This window comes from Wolbachia endosymbiont (group B) of Scrobipalpa ocellatella, assembly GCF_964188425.1.
Taxonomy (GTDB): Bacteria; Pseudomonadota; Alphaproteobacteria; order Rickettsiales; family Anaplasmataceae; genus Wolbachia.
In genome coordinates this window covers 1,300,734-1,315,213 of record NZ_OZ077190.1, presented here as the reverse complement: position 1 = coordinate 1,315,213, position 14,480 = coordinate 1,300,734, and the positions used below count along the sequence as shown (strand labels likewise).

Sequence of the window (14,480 nt, the reverse complement as noted above, 5' to 3'; positions counted from 1 at the left end):
CGCTGGATTATCTATCATTTTGATTAAATTTAAGTAAACGGTGAGGATTTTTTGCTTAAAAGTATGCTTTATTTCATTTAGAATACTTTTCTTAGTTTATTTATATTACAAGTGCTACAGAAATTTTATAGTATCGTTTATTGCCTTTATCGTGCTTTAATTGACACAATTTATAATGATGGAGTGGAGCACGCAGGATATCTATCATTTTTAATCCTGTTATCAATATTTCCTTTTCTTATTGTTTTAATGGCCATGGCATCAACGTTCGCAAATTTCTTAGATCAATACAATGTCGGCTGGGCATTTATTATTGATAACATGCCACAGGATATTTTATCATCTTTGATGCCACGTATTAGGGAGATAATATCAGGCCCTCCGCAAAGCTTATTAACCTTGGCAATTGTAGGCGCTGTTTGGACTGCCTCATCGACAATTGAAGGATTTAGAACGATATTGAATAAGGCCTATAAAGTTCCGGTTTCATCGCCTTATATATGGAGAAGGGTGCTCAGTATATTACAATTTTTAGTAATTACGCTTGTTACAACTCTGACTATAGTATTTTTTACATTAGTGCCAATGTTAATTGATTTTTCTTACCAAGGGCTAAGTTATACTAGATATTTACTTATTGAGTTTGTGCTTTTTACTATAGTATCTTGGCTATATTTTACATTGCCAAACATAAAGCAAAACTTATCAGACGTATTTCCCGGATCTTGTGTGGCTGTTATTCTTTGGACGATCTCTGCTTCAGCTTTCAAGCAATATTTAAAAGCTTCCTTTGATCAACTGAATTTGATATATGGAAGCTTAGGTGGTGTGGTAGTATCGTTACTATTTTTTTATGTGCTAAGTTTGATTTTTATATATGGAGCAAAATTTAATTTTCAGCTAAAATATTTCAATGGATCTTGCTAAGGAGAAAGAAATGGGTAAGTTAGAAGGTAAAGTAGCTTTAATTACCGGGGCTTCAGGTGGAATAGGCTCTGCTGTTGCAAAAAGGTTTGTAAGAGAAGGTGCATGTGTGATTCTGATTTCAAGGTTTATCGATCACCTCAAGCCACTGTATAATGAAATTGAAGAGCTTAAAGAAGGCTATGTAAAACTAATTCAGCTTGATCTTTTAGACTTTGAAAACGTAGAAAAACTGGCAAATATGATAGAAAGCCCAAAATTATCAGAATCTGGCACACTTGATATACTGATTACATGCACTGAAATTTTATGTAAGTTGAGCCCTGTTCACGATTGTGAGCTTGAAGATCTACAGAAGGTAATGAATACAAATTTTACTGCCAGTTGGTACTTGCTAAAAAATTTGGGTCCGATACTAAAAAAGTCTAATGCTGGAAGAGCGATATTCATGACCTCAAAGATAACACTTTCTCCTTCCTCTTATCCATATTGGATGCCATATGCTGCAAGTAAAGTTGCACTAGAAGCAATGGTGAAGATATATGCATCTGAGACAAAACATACGAATTTGTGCATAAATGCCGTGTATTCGGAAGAGCCTATCGATAGTGAAATGTATAAGCAAGCATTTCCGGGAAAAGATATATCTGAATTGGTGCCACCTGATAAACTGACAGACAAGTTTGTAGAACTTGCTTCTGAAGATTGTAGCATATCAGGACAAATCTTACCACTTAGCAAATCTCCCGAGTAAATTACCATAGTATCTGCAAAGATACTGTTAAGCCTAAAGGTAGTTAGGTTTAATAAAAATTCACATACACAGGAAAGATTGGTAACATTATTTGAGTCGAGACTATTATTGTAATTATGCCAAAACGCACAGATATAGAATCTATATTAGTAATAGGAGCAGGCCCAATAGTTATAGGTCAGGCATGCGAGTTTGATTATTCTGGAACGCAAAGCTGTAAAGTATTAAAAAGTGAAGGTTATAAAGTCATTTTAGTTAACTCCAACCCCGCAACTATAATGACAGATCCTGAATTCTCTGATGCAACTTATATTGAGCCGGTGCTACCTGAAATCATAGAGAAAATTATAATTAAGGAGATGCCAGATGCAATATTGCCAACAATGGGCGGGCAAACAGCACTCAATTGCGCAATAAAACTTGCAGATGATGGAGTGTTAGACAAATACAACGTAGAATTAATAGGAGTAAATAGAGAAGCAATAAAAAAAGCGGAAGATAGAGAATTATTTCGCCAATCCATGGATAAAATAGGTCTAAAATACCCCAAAAGTATCATTATAAAAAATCAAGAACAAATAAAAAAGGCTTTGGATTACATTGGATTACCAGCAATCATCCGTTCATCATTCACTCTTGGTGGCGCAGGTAGCGGCATAGCATACAATAAAGAGGAGTTTTTCAATATTGCAGAAAGTGCTCTAAAAATTTCACCAATAAATGAAGTTCAGATAGATGAATCAATTATGGGCTGGAAGGAATATGAAATGGAAGTTATCCGTGACTGCAAGGATAACTGTATAATAGTGTGTTCAATAGAAAATATTGATCCAATGGGAGTGCACACCGGAGATAGTATCACAGTTGCTCCTGCTTTGACTCTGCGTGATGCTGAATATCAACAAATGAGAAATGCATCTATAGCAGTGTTGAGAGAAATTGATGTTAGCGCCGGTGGTGCAAATGTTCAGTTTGCAGTGAATCCTAAAGAAGATGGAAGCCTCGTTGTAATTGAAATGAATCCAAGGGTTTCTCGCTCCTCTGCACTTGCTTCGAAAGCAACAGGCTATCCTATTGCAAAAGTTGTAACTAAACTTGCTATTGGCTATTCGCTCGATGAAATATGTAACGACTGTGCTCCAGTTATACCTGCTGCATTCGAACCAGTGATTGATTATATCGTCACTAAAATTCCTCGATTTGAGTTTGAGAAATTTAAGGGGACGAATTGTGAACTATCAACCTCCATGAAATCAGTGGGAGAAGTAATGTCTATAGGCCGCACTTTTAATGAGTCACTACAGAAAGCTTTTCGCTCACTTGAAACAGGGCTCACGGGACTTGATGAAGTGTTTTCTGAAGACACAGATGTTAAATCTCAATTAGCAAAATTGCTGCCAAACAGATTACTGATTGCTGCTGACGCAATGCGTCACGGAATTAGCATAGAAGAAATAAATTCGATTACAGGATATGACTTATGGTTTCTGCAAAATATACAGCAAATCATCTTGGCTGAACAAAAAATCAAGGAAAACGGCCTTCCTGGAACTGCATATGAAATGTTAGAGCTGAAAAAAATGGGATTTTCAGATGCAAGGTTGGCAAAGTTAAGCAATAAGAAAGTAGAGCAAATTGAAGCAATAAGGAAAAGGTTTGGTACTAAACAAGTTTATAAACGTGTAGACACCTGTGCAGCTGAATTTGAATCGAGCACTGCTTATATGTATGGCTGCTATGAGGGTGATGTTGAAAATAAAACGGAATGTGAGGCGAATATTTCGGATCGAAAAAAAGTTGTCATTTTAGGAAGTGGTCCAAACCGCATTGGTCAGGGTATTGAGTTTGATTATGCATGCGTACATGCAGCTTCTGCCGCCAAAGAAATGGGATATGAAACAATAATGATTAACTGTAATCCAGAAACCGTCTCAACTGACTACGATACCGCTGATCGTTTATATTTCGCCCCACTGATTGCAGAGGATGTGCTTGAAATACTAAGCAAAGAGCAAGAAAATGGCACACTGGTTGGTGTAATAGTTCAAATCGGCGGGCAAACGCCTTTAAAGTTAGCCAAAGTGCTTAACGAGAGAGGTTTCAAAATTCTGGGAACTTCGTTTGATTCTATTGACCTTGCAGAAGATCGCATGAGATTTAAAAATCTTGCTTTGCAACTTAATTTAAAACAACCTGAAAATTCTATCTGCCATTCAGTAGAAGAAGCGTTAACCAACGCAGAAAAGGTGGGGTTTCCACTAGTAGTCAGGCCATCATATGTCCTCGGCGGTCAGTCTATGTCGATTAGACACGATACTCAGAGCTTTAAAGAGTATGTCTTGAATCAAACCAAAATTTTTGAACACGGATCGCTGCTTCTTGATAAATTTTTAGTCAATGCAGTTGAGGTTGACGTTGATGCTGTATGTGATGGGAAAAAAGTTTTCATTGCAGCGGTCATGGAGCACATTGAAGAAGCTGGTATCCACTCTGGCGATTCAACATGCTCAATACCGACAAATACATTGAGTGACGAAGTAATAAAAGAGATCGAGCTCCAAACTGAAAGAATAGCATTAGCATTAAAAGTGAAAGGTCTGATAAACATTCAGTTTGCTGTTCAAGAGAGTGATGTATACATACTTGAAGTGAATTTAAGGGCTAGCCGTACAGTTCCTTTCATTTCCAAGGTAATCAACATTCCTGTTGCAAAGCTTGCCACTCAGGTTATTTTGGGTAAAAATTTGAATCAGGAAAACAAGCCTTTCAATCATTTTGCAGTTAAAGCTGCTGTTTTTCCATTTACCCGCTTTGCAGGAGTTGATACTTTACTTGGTCCTGAAATGAAATCAACAGGAGAAGTGATGGGAATTGACTTATCTTTCGAAGCTGCACTTGCAAAAGTGCACATGGCTGCAGGATACAAGTTACCAACAGAAGGAGCAGCTCTGGTTTCAGTAAAAGATGATGATAAAGAGTGTATATTGCCTGTTGCACGAATGTTGAAAGAACTGAGTTTTGAAATATATGCCACCAAAGGCACAGCTTCGTATCTGAACAATAACGGCATTGCTGCAAAAGCTGTAAATAAAGTGAGAGAAGGCAGACCCCACATAGTTGATATGCTCAAAGATGGAAAAATAAATCTAGTGATCAATACCTCAAAAGGTGTGAAATCAGTTTCAGATAGCAAAGATATCAGGAGAACTGCTATTTTGCAAAATATAGCTTATAGCACCACAGCTTCTGGGAGTAAAGCGTTAGCGCTTGCAATTCAATATGTAAAGAATAGCAAATTGGAAGTGAAATCATTACAGCAGATACAAAATGTTTAAATATCAAGACTATAATAAATTATTACTTATTTCAAAATGAGGATCGTGTAAGCTAAGGCGAGAGAAATTTAATTAAAGGATTTTTGTGTCAGTATCAATATATATAGCACTTCTCATAATAGTCCAAAAAAGGTAAGATATGGATTTATAGTAGTGATGGTAAGCATGCCAGCAGCATATAGTTATGACTTAAGAAAAAAGGTAATGGAAGCATTGGATGAAGGAGAGAGTGGAGAAACTGTTGCCAAGAGATTTAAGATTGGAGAAACAACTTTATATGAGTGGAAGAAAAGACGTGAGAAAACGGGAGATTTTCAATCAAAAAAGCTTGGAAGCGTGGCATAAAATTACCGACTGGAATGCATTTGCCGAATTTGCAAATGAGCAAGGTGGCAAAACTCAGTCAGAGATGCTGGGGCAATATTAGTAGACAAACAATTCATCGAGCACTTAAAAATATAGGATTCACAAGAAAAAAAAGACCTACGGATATAAAGAAAGAAATGAAGAAAAGCGAGCTCAATTTTCAAAGGTTATAGCAACAAAAGAACCTAAAGAATTAGTGTATATAGATGAGTCTGGCATTGATAACACTGAACCTATGGGTATTGCCAGAAAGGACAGCGGTTTTATGCCCTAAAATCTGGAAAGAAAACTCAACGAATTAGCATGGTTGCAGCCTTAAGTGGAAGAAAAATAATTGCTCCGTTAACCTTTAAAGGCCACTGCAATATGGATATCTTTAATAAATGGTTTGAGCAGTTTCTGACACCGATTTTGGAACCTGGACAAACTGTTATCCTTGATAATGCTACTTTTCATAAGTCTAATAAGATTTGCTAAAGGAGTTGGTGCAGAAATTTTATATCTTCCTCCATATTCTCCAGATTTCAACAAAATTGAGCATTATTGGTTTGCTATAAAAAACAGAGCCAGGAAAAACATTCCTCTATTCGAATCCTTTCGTCGTGCTGTTGATTCTGCCTTCCTATGACCTGTTCGGACTATTATGAGAAATGCTATAACTGCCTTGAGCGTTTGTTGAAAGGCTTTGTACTAATTTTCTTGATTCAAACAATATGCTAGACTTTAACTTAAAAATCTTTGTAAGTGATCACGACTGAAAGGTATTTTCATGCATTTTTTACCTGAGTGCAATAAGTGTAATTCATTGAGTTTCCAAAATTGATAATGAAGAAAAGCATTACTCGTCTAATAAAAGCAATTCAATACTCCTGTGAAGGAATAAAATCAGCTTTTGTATCAGAAGTTGCGTTTAGACAGGAGTTACTGCTTTTTATAATATGTGTTTCAACTTTGTTTGTTTTAGATGTAAGTAATTTAGAACGTGCAGTAATGGTAAGTAGCCTATTTTTGGTGTTAATTGTAGAAATTATTAACACTGCTTTTGAAACAACAATTGAGCGTATTTCCAGTGAACAACATATACTTTCAAAAAAAGTGAAAGATCTAGGTAGTGCAGCAGTTTTTCTCTCATTAATTAATTTCTTGATAACATGGATGATAATATTGATATGAATGTTGTTAAGATATATTTTCAAATTCACCGATTAAGACTTGCATGTCTTGTGGTAAATCAGAAACAAATTCTATATATTCTTTACTTTTTGGATGATATAAGCCTAGCGTGTGAGCATGTAGTGCCTGTCTATTGAAATTACGGATAAAGTCAGAGTTTTTAGCATGTTTTTCACTTTTACTACTATTTTTTCCGTAAACTTGATCACCAACTACAGAATGTCCTATGTGGCTCATGTGTACTCGAATTTGGTGTGTTCTGCCTGTCTCTAAAGTACATTTAACCAGGCTTGCTTGCCCTATAATTTTCTTCACTGAATAATGAGTGATTGCTAATTTACCTGCTGTTTTTGTGACACACATCATTTCTTTATTACTGCGTTTTGGAGCAATATGGGTTTTTACTGTTCCTTGCAGATTAGGTAATGCTCCCCAAATTACTGCTAAGTATTCCCGTTTTATTTTACGATTTGATAGCAGTTCAGACAAGAAGCTGTGGGATTGTTCATTTTTTGCAATTACCATGAGTCCACTAGTATCTTTATCAAGCCTGTGAACAATTCCTGGTCTTGTATTTGTATATGGAATTTTGCCAAGGTGAGCGATCACTGCATTCAGGAGTGTATCATTGTTTGTTCCAGCACCTGGGTGTACTGTTAATCTACTTTGTTTACTCAGAACTATAATGTCATCATCTTCATAGACGATATCAAGTTTTATGTCATAATTAGGCTCAATTGATGTGGATATGTCAGGTTGAATGAGATGCACCACATACTCTTCACCTGGTTTTACTATGTGATCATTATTAATTATCGGTATACCAAGTAATTTCACCTGCTCATTCTGTATCAATCTTTGCGCTTTACTGCGAGATATGTTGCATTTTTTAGCTACATAAGTATCTAATCTTAATTTTTTCTCTTCACTACTAATATTTAAAGTCCTGAACATGCTACTTCAAATGCTGCATGAACATCTGGATTCACAAAATCAACTTTTGTACTAGGTTGAATTTGAAGGCCGTCTTGTTTTTTAATGTGGCAAATTGTTTGAGAGCCATCTTTCCAGTAAATTATTATTTTATTATCAAAATTCCGTAGCGTTAACTCCCTCTTTTCTTCTTTTTTATCTTTTTCTTCTAGCTTAATAGACTCTAATAAATAATATAGAAAGCCACTTGCTTTACCGTTAACTTTTTTTCTCCATTCATCCATTTTTTCTTGTTCAGATAATTCTTTTTCCAATTTTGCATTTTCTTGCTCCAGCTCTTTCATCCTTTTTTTTGATTTTAATAATCTATTTTTTTCTATTGCTTTTTTCTCTTCATCTCGCTGTTTTTCAAGAGAAGTAGCAGTAATACTGCCTTCACTGCTATTAGGTTCGGTTGATTGAGTTTGTTTATTCTTTAATTCTTCTAGTTCATCTTTTACTTTTTTTAGCTCTTCCTCTAATTTCTTCCTTATCTTTTCCGCCTCTTTTTTTTGCTTTTCCAACATATCTATAAACAAAGGATCATCACTAACTGTGCTTTCCCCAGATTTAAAAAAGCCAACAAATCTGCTTGGTTCAAATCGCTCAACCTTATCTTCAGCGATTTTAATAGCATTATCTAAACTAGAAAAAATACTTTCAATGTTTAGTGAACTTGCTCTTTTTACCAGCCCTTTAGCTTCACTTAAAATGGGCGAGATTTCCTTGTGCAACTCATCCAAATCTTCTTTGATGTCTTCTCTGACTCTTCGTAGATGAACAAGTGTTTCTTTAATTTCATCATTTGCAGGCTTTAGAAGCTTATTATCGAGTAGACCTTTAACTTCATCTAACTGCTTATCAAGTGAGTCAACAATTTTATCTGTAAAATCAGTCAAGTGCTTATCAAGTAATTTTATCAATCGAGATGTAGAATCATTTTCTTCTTCATCTTTTGTCTTTTTTTCCATTACTGATACAACCCCACCTCTTCTGAATGGAAAGAGAATATCCAAATTGTTAAACTTTTTAACAATATTATGATTATTGTTTATCTCATTGTTTTTTAGCTTGCTGAATGTTATACATATCCCAACAATAGCAATGATACTAGCCAGTGCAACTATGGCCCATTCCAAATCCTGAATATTGGCAAAGCTCAGTCTATTTTGTATTAACGCACCAACTATAATTACAGCACTAATTACATATGGTATGGTAAGAAAAATTGCCTTATTCTTATTCTCTTGTCTTTGATCATCTAATATTTTTTTTTGATTTTCAGAGATTGGCAAAATTATTGAAAAGCTTGCTTTTTTGTGACTTGTAAAACTTAAATTTGGTTTTATCTCTATTTTTAGAGCATTTTCAGCAAGTTCACTTATCTCGTTGTCTTTGCCACCTCTAATTTTATCATTTATTAATTCCTCTATCGGCTTTTTTCCTTCTTTTATCTTCTGCTTATGCATATATCTCATAGCAGAAGAGGCTGCAAAAGTTGTTAAAAGAATAATAGAAACCAAAGTGTAAATTGGCATGAATGTTGGGTTAAAAATATCTGTAATAAAGCTTAAATTATTACTAGTTATTATTATTGCAGCTACATAAGCCAAAGAAAATTGAAGCCAAGTATTTACAGCTGCTATAGGTAGAGTGTTACTTACGGAATATTTCTTTGCTGCATGCCATAATCTAGGGAAAAAACCAATAGCATCATCTATTTTGGCAAAATTATGATCTACTTTAACACTTAAAGGATTTATTATATCTAAAGGCATAAACTTCCTAGCACCTAATTAATTATATACTAATAACACTTTTAAAACAAGTTTTTTGGCTTATGCCAAGGACGATTAGAACGGACTTTGCTAACCTTTATGCCACTATTTGCTAGCCAAACAGAGTGTGTGCCATATGCCTCTAAGTCAGAGTATTTGATGATTTTAGTATTGCAAGCTGGATAGTTAAACTTGCTTAACTGAATTACTAGATCGACATTGTTACAATTTTCTAAAATATCTTCTCTTTTATGAGCTAGCAACACTGACTTATTATTTCCTTTATTATATGTACAGTCATAATCATTACATTTTAGCCTTTTGTTTGAATTACTGAATTTAGTGTGATTCAAAATTTGATTCTGCCCGTTTTGTTTAGCCCATGTTTTGACAACAAAGTTCCTATTTTTCCTAGTAAGAGAATATAGTAAACTGTCATCTTCTTTTACAGCAAGATTATCAATACTGACCAGGATGTCAGGGGTTCTATACATAGCGCTAGAGAAAATACCCAGCACAATAAAGAAAATTCCAAAAAAACGCCAATTCCTTTCCCACAAGCATAGCCACAATAACCCAAGTGTTATTATAATAATTGATGAGCCAGGAAAAGTGCGAGTGGGAATAACCAAATACTGAAGACTAGCGATTGCATTTGTTATACACAAGATACTGTCAATTGGGCGCTCTATAAATGGCGCTATAATCCATTCAATACCTAAAGGAATCAATAAAACATAAATTATTCCAAGTGGAATAATAATCTTACTATTACCCACAAATATAAATGGACATAAAAATAAAGTATTACAACATTAAAGTTTGCAAACATTGAGGGTAAAAAATGGCAAACAGGAATAATGAATGGGCTGAAAATGAATTTGGAGATGCTGTACTTGGAGATAAAAGGTTAACTGACCGATTAGTAAATATTGCTGATAGTTTTACAAGTTTACCTGAAAGCTCAATCAATCAGGCGTGTGGAAGTTGGTCAGAAGCAAAAGCAGCATATCGTTTTTTTCAAAATGAGAACGTGAAAGAAGGCGATATTCTAGCTTCACACGTTGCTAAAACAGTTGAAAGAACAAAAGCCCATAAAAAAATTTTTGTGATCCAAGATACAAGTTATATTTCATACACAGACCATGAAAAAACAAGTGGATTGGGAGTTATTACAAGAAAACATAGTCAAGGTATTATAATGCATACAGCTCTAGCTGTTAGTATAGAAGGTTTGGTACTAGGGATACTAGATCAAAAAATTTATTCAAGACCTGAAGAATCTGAAAACATAAAAAAAAAGAACAATGACAGTATCCGCATTGAAGATAAAGAGAGTATAAAATGGTTAGAAACTTTAAGCAACACAAACAACATTATTGATTCAACTCAAACTGAGACTATAACCATATGCGATAGAGAAGCAGATATATATGAGTTTTTTGAGCTTGCATATAATCTTAATTCGGCAGTGTTAGTTAGAGCTTCCAAAGATAGGGCAGTAAATAGAAAATCTCGATATCCTGAAAAAGGTGAGCAGAAGTTATGGGAATTTATTAAATCCTCTCATTGTGCAGGTACGGTAAAAGTTGAAGTTCCTGCAAAAGATAATAAGCCAAAAAGAACAGCACATTTGGAAGTTAGATTCGGAAAGTTTATTATGCATCCATCTAAGAATAGTATTAGGCATAAGACAGAAGAATTACTTAAATTACCACACTATGCAGTTTACGTTGTTGAAAAAGACTTTCCTTCTGAAACAAATCCGCTAGAGTGGATGCTTTTAACAAATCTTCCAGTCAATACCTTTGATGAAGCTGTTGAAAAAGTTAGGTGGTATTGTCTTAGATGGAAAATAGAAATATTACATAAAATTTTAAAATCTGGTCTCAAAGTTGAAGAATGTAGGCTTGGAACAGCAGAAAGGTTGATGCGATATTTAACAGTAATGAGTATTATTGCTTGGAGAATTTTCTTTATTACAACAATTGCAAGAACTGATCCAACATTACCGTGTACTACCTTATTAGCCGAAGAAGAATGGAAAGTTCTATATGTAAAAATACATAGAAAACCATGTTCAAATGCAACTCCTACTATAAAAGAAGCTGTTTCATGGATTGCTCAACTTGGAGGACATTTGGCTAGAAAAAATGATCTAGAACCAGGCCCCATTACTATTTGGAAAGGATGGAGACGTCTCTTTGATCTAGCAGAAGGATGGCGACTTGCTCACGAACTTTATATTTGTGGGTAATAGTAAGAATAATAATGAGTGTAACTATTGGTATAGCAATCAAATTTGTGATAATGCCACTGATTGAAAAATAGTTAAAATTGTATATTGTGTACGGAACAGTTGCTAAACTTGCTATGACTGAGCTGATCATTATCGACACAAAATATTTTATTATTTTTATTTTGAATAACTTATTAGCATTGATCTGATAGCTGGCAACTAGTGCCAAAACAGCAGAAAATGACATTTGAAAACCTGGCTTTAAGATTGCTTCTGGCTCCACTATGAGTATCACCGAAGCAGCAAACGCAATTGCTATTAATCCTCGATATTTCCTTTCTATGATTATTGCAACAAGTACCAAGATCACCATGATGTAGGCACGCTGAGCAGAAATTTGCATACCGGTAATCAACAAATAAAAGGTAGTTGGCAAGATAGTAAAGAATGCAGATATTTTTTTAGTGTTATATTTAAGAGTCAAAGTTTCAGATATTGCAAATAAATTACGGAATACTATAAAAAATAGACCAGCAACAAACGATAAATGTAAACCAGATATAGCGAATAAATGTGCTATACCTGAATCTCGTATCGCATTCATAGTTTTTTGATCTATCCCGTCTTTTTTGCCAATTAATAATGCAGAGATTATGTCCGCGTGTGGCTTTTTGGTATTTTGCTGTAGGTTTTCATAGATATATTGACGGAAAGATTCTATATACTCTTGAAATTTTCTTGCTTCAGCCTTTTTGTACAGGACTATTTTGCTTGTTGCAAAGCCTGTTGCACTTATTTTCTGATAATATGCTATTCTTGCAAAATCATATGCATATTCCGAAGGCGCAATTTTTGGAGGAAAGAGTTTTGCTGATAATTTTACTTGATCCCCTATTTTAATGCCTTCTTCCGCTTTTGTTTTAACTGATATTCTGATGTTATCCAGCTTGAACTTCGTGTTTTTTATTTCATAAAGCAAAAATTGTTTATATGAGCCCCTATCGTTAATATCCTTCACTGTAGCAACAATATCTTTCACATACCTTTCCTTATCAAGAATATGAGTATTAACTGAATCTGTTCTGAATTTGCTGGCTGTAAATCCTATGAGCACTGCAATTAAAGAAATGCATAATATTGCGTATTTCCTGTATAATATTGCAATCAGAATTAGTATAGGTGAAAGCAAGAGAAAAATAGATATAGTGAAAGCACAGCTTGGTTCAAAATTTAATGAGAAATAGGTTAAAATTCCTGCACACTGAAAAATAGGGAACCACAATATCAAGTTATATTTTTCATTGCACAGATTGTTATGTATATAATTTACTATCATGTTAAGAAAGGTTAATAGATATATAAATATATGTAATAGTGTGATTTTATTCTTTTATTTATTATTATTACGCATATAATAATAAATAAGCAACGACGCGGGATGGAGCAGCTCGGTAGCTCGTCAGGCTCATAACCTGAAGGTCGTAGGTTCAAATCCTACTCCCGCAACCATCTTTCAATTGTACAAATATTGCGATTTCTTTTATTATAATAGCAATGTTATTTCTAACTCAAAGCTTGTTTTTGACCTGTAGGCTCAATCGTAACATTCAGTAAAAAACTCAGGGTATTTATTGACAAAATTATAGCGGCTGCATGCCTTTTTTCTTTTTTCTTATTACATCAATAATTTCACTATACACTTTATTGTTGTCTTTATCTGCAATTCCAGTAATAACATTACATCTATTAGATTCTTTTATAGCTATTTCTTGAAATCCTTTTCGAATTTTATGATAGAAATCAATGCTCATTTCTTCATACTTATTTTTATCCTTTGCTCTGCTGAGTCCAACTTGAACATCAATATCTAAAATAAATGTGATATCTGGATATTTAATTTCCACTAATTTGTGTAAGTCTCTTATTAGACTCAAGTCAACACCTAGTCCATACCCTTGATACGCAATAGTTGAATCGATAAATCGATCACAAATAACTGTCTTTCCCTCTTTAAGAGCTGGTAGTATTAATTCTTTCATATGTTCATATCTCATTGAGGTAAATAATAAAAGTTCAGAGATGGGATCAATATTATCCTTAAGTAGTGATCCTCTTATTTTTTCTGCAAAATCAGTACCACCTGGTTCTCTAGTCAATACGACATTATTTTCACCGTGAATTTGCTTGAAATAATTTGCAAGTAACTCAGACTGTGTTGTTTTACCAGAACCATCTATTCCTTCGAAGGTTATGAACATAAATTTTATAATTACAATGCTAAATGCAAATAGTGTACATAGAAACCATTTGACATTTAAGCAATAAGATCATAAATTATATACGGTATACAATTCTCTATGAGCTATGGTTACGCTAGACACTCCTAAGATAGATTTAGACTTTACTGCAAAGAATTTCAATCTCTTGGGAGTGGATAACAAATATTATACATTAAGTGACTGCTATGGGGAAAATGGTCTTATTGTAATGTTTATATGCAATCACTGTCCTTACGTTCAATCAATTATTAGCAATCTAGTAAGCGATGTTAATTTGTTGAAAAAAGATTATCAGGTAAACACCGTTGCAATCATGCCAAATGATGTGAATAAGTACCCAGAAGACTCTTTTGAAAACATGATTAATTTTGCAGAGAAAAATAAGTTTACATTTCCATATTTAATTGACAGTAACCAAGAAGTAGCTAAAGAGTATGGTGCTGTTTGTACCCCTGATTTCTTTGGGTTTAACGCTGATTTAAAACTTCGTTATCGTGGACGTTTTAACAATGCAAAAAAAGAGAAAGTTCAAAATTATGAAATAGGAAGTAGTGATTTATTTCAAGCGATGAAATTTATTGCAAAAACTAGCAATCCTCCAATTGACCAAAAATCAAGTATTGGTTGTTCAATAAAATGGTCTAATTCTACAGGTTAAAT

9 protein-coding genes, 1 tRNA gene and 3 pseudogenes are annotated in these 14,480 nt (G+C 34.1%); 8 read left to right on the top strand and 5 right to left on the bottom strand.

Annotated features, from left to right (window positions below; genetic code table 11):
• Positions 1–111: 111 nt before the first annotated feature.
• The 5 genes and pseudogenes from AB3210_RS06215 (at position 112) to AB3210_RS06195 (ending at position 6,552) form a co-directional block, all read left to right on the top strand.
• Positions 112–927 (top strand): YihY/virulence factor BrkB family protein, encoded by an 816-nt coding sequence (locus AB3210_RS06215; protein ID WP_052264967.1) that lies wholly within the window; start codon positions 112–114, stop codon positions 925–927.
• Entirely contained in the window at positions 914–1,678 is a 765-nt protein-coding gene (locus tag AB3210_RS06210; protein WP_007302308.1) for an SDR family oxidoreductase, read from the top strand. Before AB3210_RS06215 ends, AB3210_RS06210 begins: the two co-directional genes overlap by 14 nt.
• 116 nt (positions 1,679–1,794) lie before the next feature.
• Positions 1,795–5,013 (top strand): carbamoyl-phosphate synthase large subunit, encoded by a 3,219-nt coding sequence (gene carB, locus AB3210_RS06205; RefSeq protein ID WP_052264966.1) that lies wholly within the window; start codon positions 1,795–1,797, stop codon positions 5,011–5,013.
• 165 nt (positions 5,014–5,178) lie between these two features.
• Positions 5,179–6,007, top strand: a pseudogene (locus AB3210_RS06200) (IS630 family transposase).
• Positions 6,008–6,204: 197 nt separating this feature from the next.
• Complete coding sequence (locus tag AB3210_RS06195; RefSeq protein WP_007302306.1) at positions 6,205–6,552, top strand: diacylglycerol kinase; 348 nt, start codon at positions 6,205–6,207, stop codon at positions 6,550–6,552.
• Between the two features lie 6 nt (positions 6,553–6,558).
• Here the strand turns inward: AB3210_RS06195 and AB3210_RS06190 are convergent, their stop codons facing one another.
• The 3 genes and pseudogenes from AB3210_RS06190 to AB3210_RS06180 form a co-directional block, all read right to left on the bottom strand.
• Positions 6,559–7,506, bottom strand: a complete 948-nt coding sequence (locus tag AB3210_RS06190) for an RluA family pseudouridine synthase (protein ID WP_007302305.1) — start codon at positions 7,504–7,506, stop codon at positions 6,559–6,561.
• Entirely contained in the window at positions 7,491–9,302 is a 1,812-nt protein-coding gene (locus AB3210_RS06185) for a coiled-coil domain-containing protein (protein WP_052264881.1), read from the bottom strand. The genes AB3210_RS06190 and AB3210_RS06185 overlap by 16 nt, the downstream gene beginning before the upstream one ends.
• A 41-nt stretch (positions 9,303–9,343) precedes the next feature.
• A pseudogene (locus AB3210_RS06180) lies at positions 9,344–10,066 on the bottom strand (competence protein ComEC); the annotation flags it as partial.
• An 80-nt stretch (positions 10,067–10,146) separates the two neighbouring features.
• Between AB3210_RS06180 and AB3210_RS06175 the strand changes: the two are divergent.
• On the top strand, positions 10,147–11,559 hold the full coding sequence (locus AB3210_RS06175) for an IS4-like element ISWosp2 family transposase (protein WP_214303148.1): 1,413 nt from the start codon (positions 10,147–10,149) through the stop codon (positions 11,557–11,559).
• Positions 11,560–11,566: 7 nt separating this feature from the next.
• Here AB3210_RS06175 and AB3210_RS06170 read toward each other — a convergent pair.
• Positions 11,567–12,877, bottom strand: a pseudogene (locus tag AB3210_RS06170) (ComEC/Rec2 family competence protein); the annotation flags it as partial.
• A gap of 96 nt (positions 12,878–12,973) precedes the next feature.
• Here AB3210_RS06170 and AB3210_RS06165 point away from each other — a divergent pair.
• Positions 12,974–13,050, top strand: a tRNA-Met gene (locus tag AB3210_RS06165).
• Between the two features lie 131 nt (positions 13,051–13,181).
• Here the strand turns inward: AB3210_RS06165 and tmk are convergent.
• A complete protein-coding gene (gene tmk, locus AB3210_RS06160; RefSeq protein WP_007302302.1) occupies positions 13,182–13,799 on the bottom strand; it encodes a dTMP kinase in 618 nt (205 codons plus the stop codon).
• 106 nt (positions 13,800–13,905) lie between these two features.
• On the opposite strand from tmk, the gene AB3210_RS06155 reads away from it, so the two are divergent.
• Positions 13,906–14,478: a thioredoxin family protein gene (locus AB3210_RS06155; RefSeq protein WP_052264880.1), complete on the top strand. Its 573-nt coding sequence runs from the start codon at positions 13,906–13,908 to the stop codon at positions 14,476–14,478.
• The last annotated feature ends 2 nt before the right edge of the window (positions 14,479–14,480 follow it).

Coding starts and splice junctions, on each gene's coding strand:
- AB3210_RS06210 (WP_007302308.1), top strand. CDS start 914: ATGGATCTTGCTAAGGAGAAAGAAATGGGTAAGTTAGAAGGTAAAGTA.
- tmk (WP_007302302.1), bottom strand. CDS start 13,799: ATGTTCATAACCTTCGAAGGAATAGATGGTTCTGGTAAAACAACACAG.
- AB3210_RS06190 (WP_007302305.1), bottom strand. CDS start 7,506: ATGTTCAGGACTTTAAATATTAGTAGTGAAGAGAAAAAATTAAGATTA.
- AB3210_RS06195 (WP_007302306.1), top strand. CDS start 6,205: ATGAAGAAAAGCATTACTCGTCTAATAAAAGCAATTCAATACTCCTGT.
- AB3210_RS06185 (WP_052264881.1), bottom strand. CDS start 9,302: ATGCCTTTAGATATAATAAATCCTTTAAGTGTTAAAGTAGATCATAAT.
- carB (WP_052264966.1), top strand. CDS start 1,795: ATGCCAAAACGCACAGATATAGAATCTATATTAGTAATAGGAGCAGGC.
- AB3210_RS06175 (WP_214303148.1), top strand. CDS start 10,147: ATGGCAAACAGGAATAATGAATGGGCTGAAAATGAATTTGGAGATGCT.
- AB3210_RS06155 (WP_052264880.1), top strand. CDS start 13,906: ATGGTTACGCTAGACACTCCTAAGATAGATTTAGACTTTACTGCAAAG.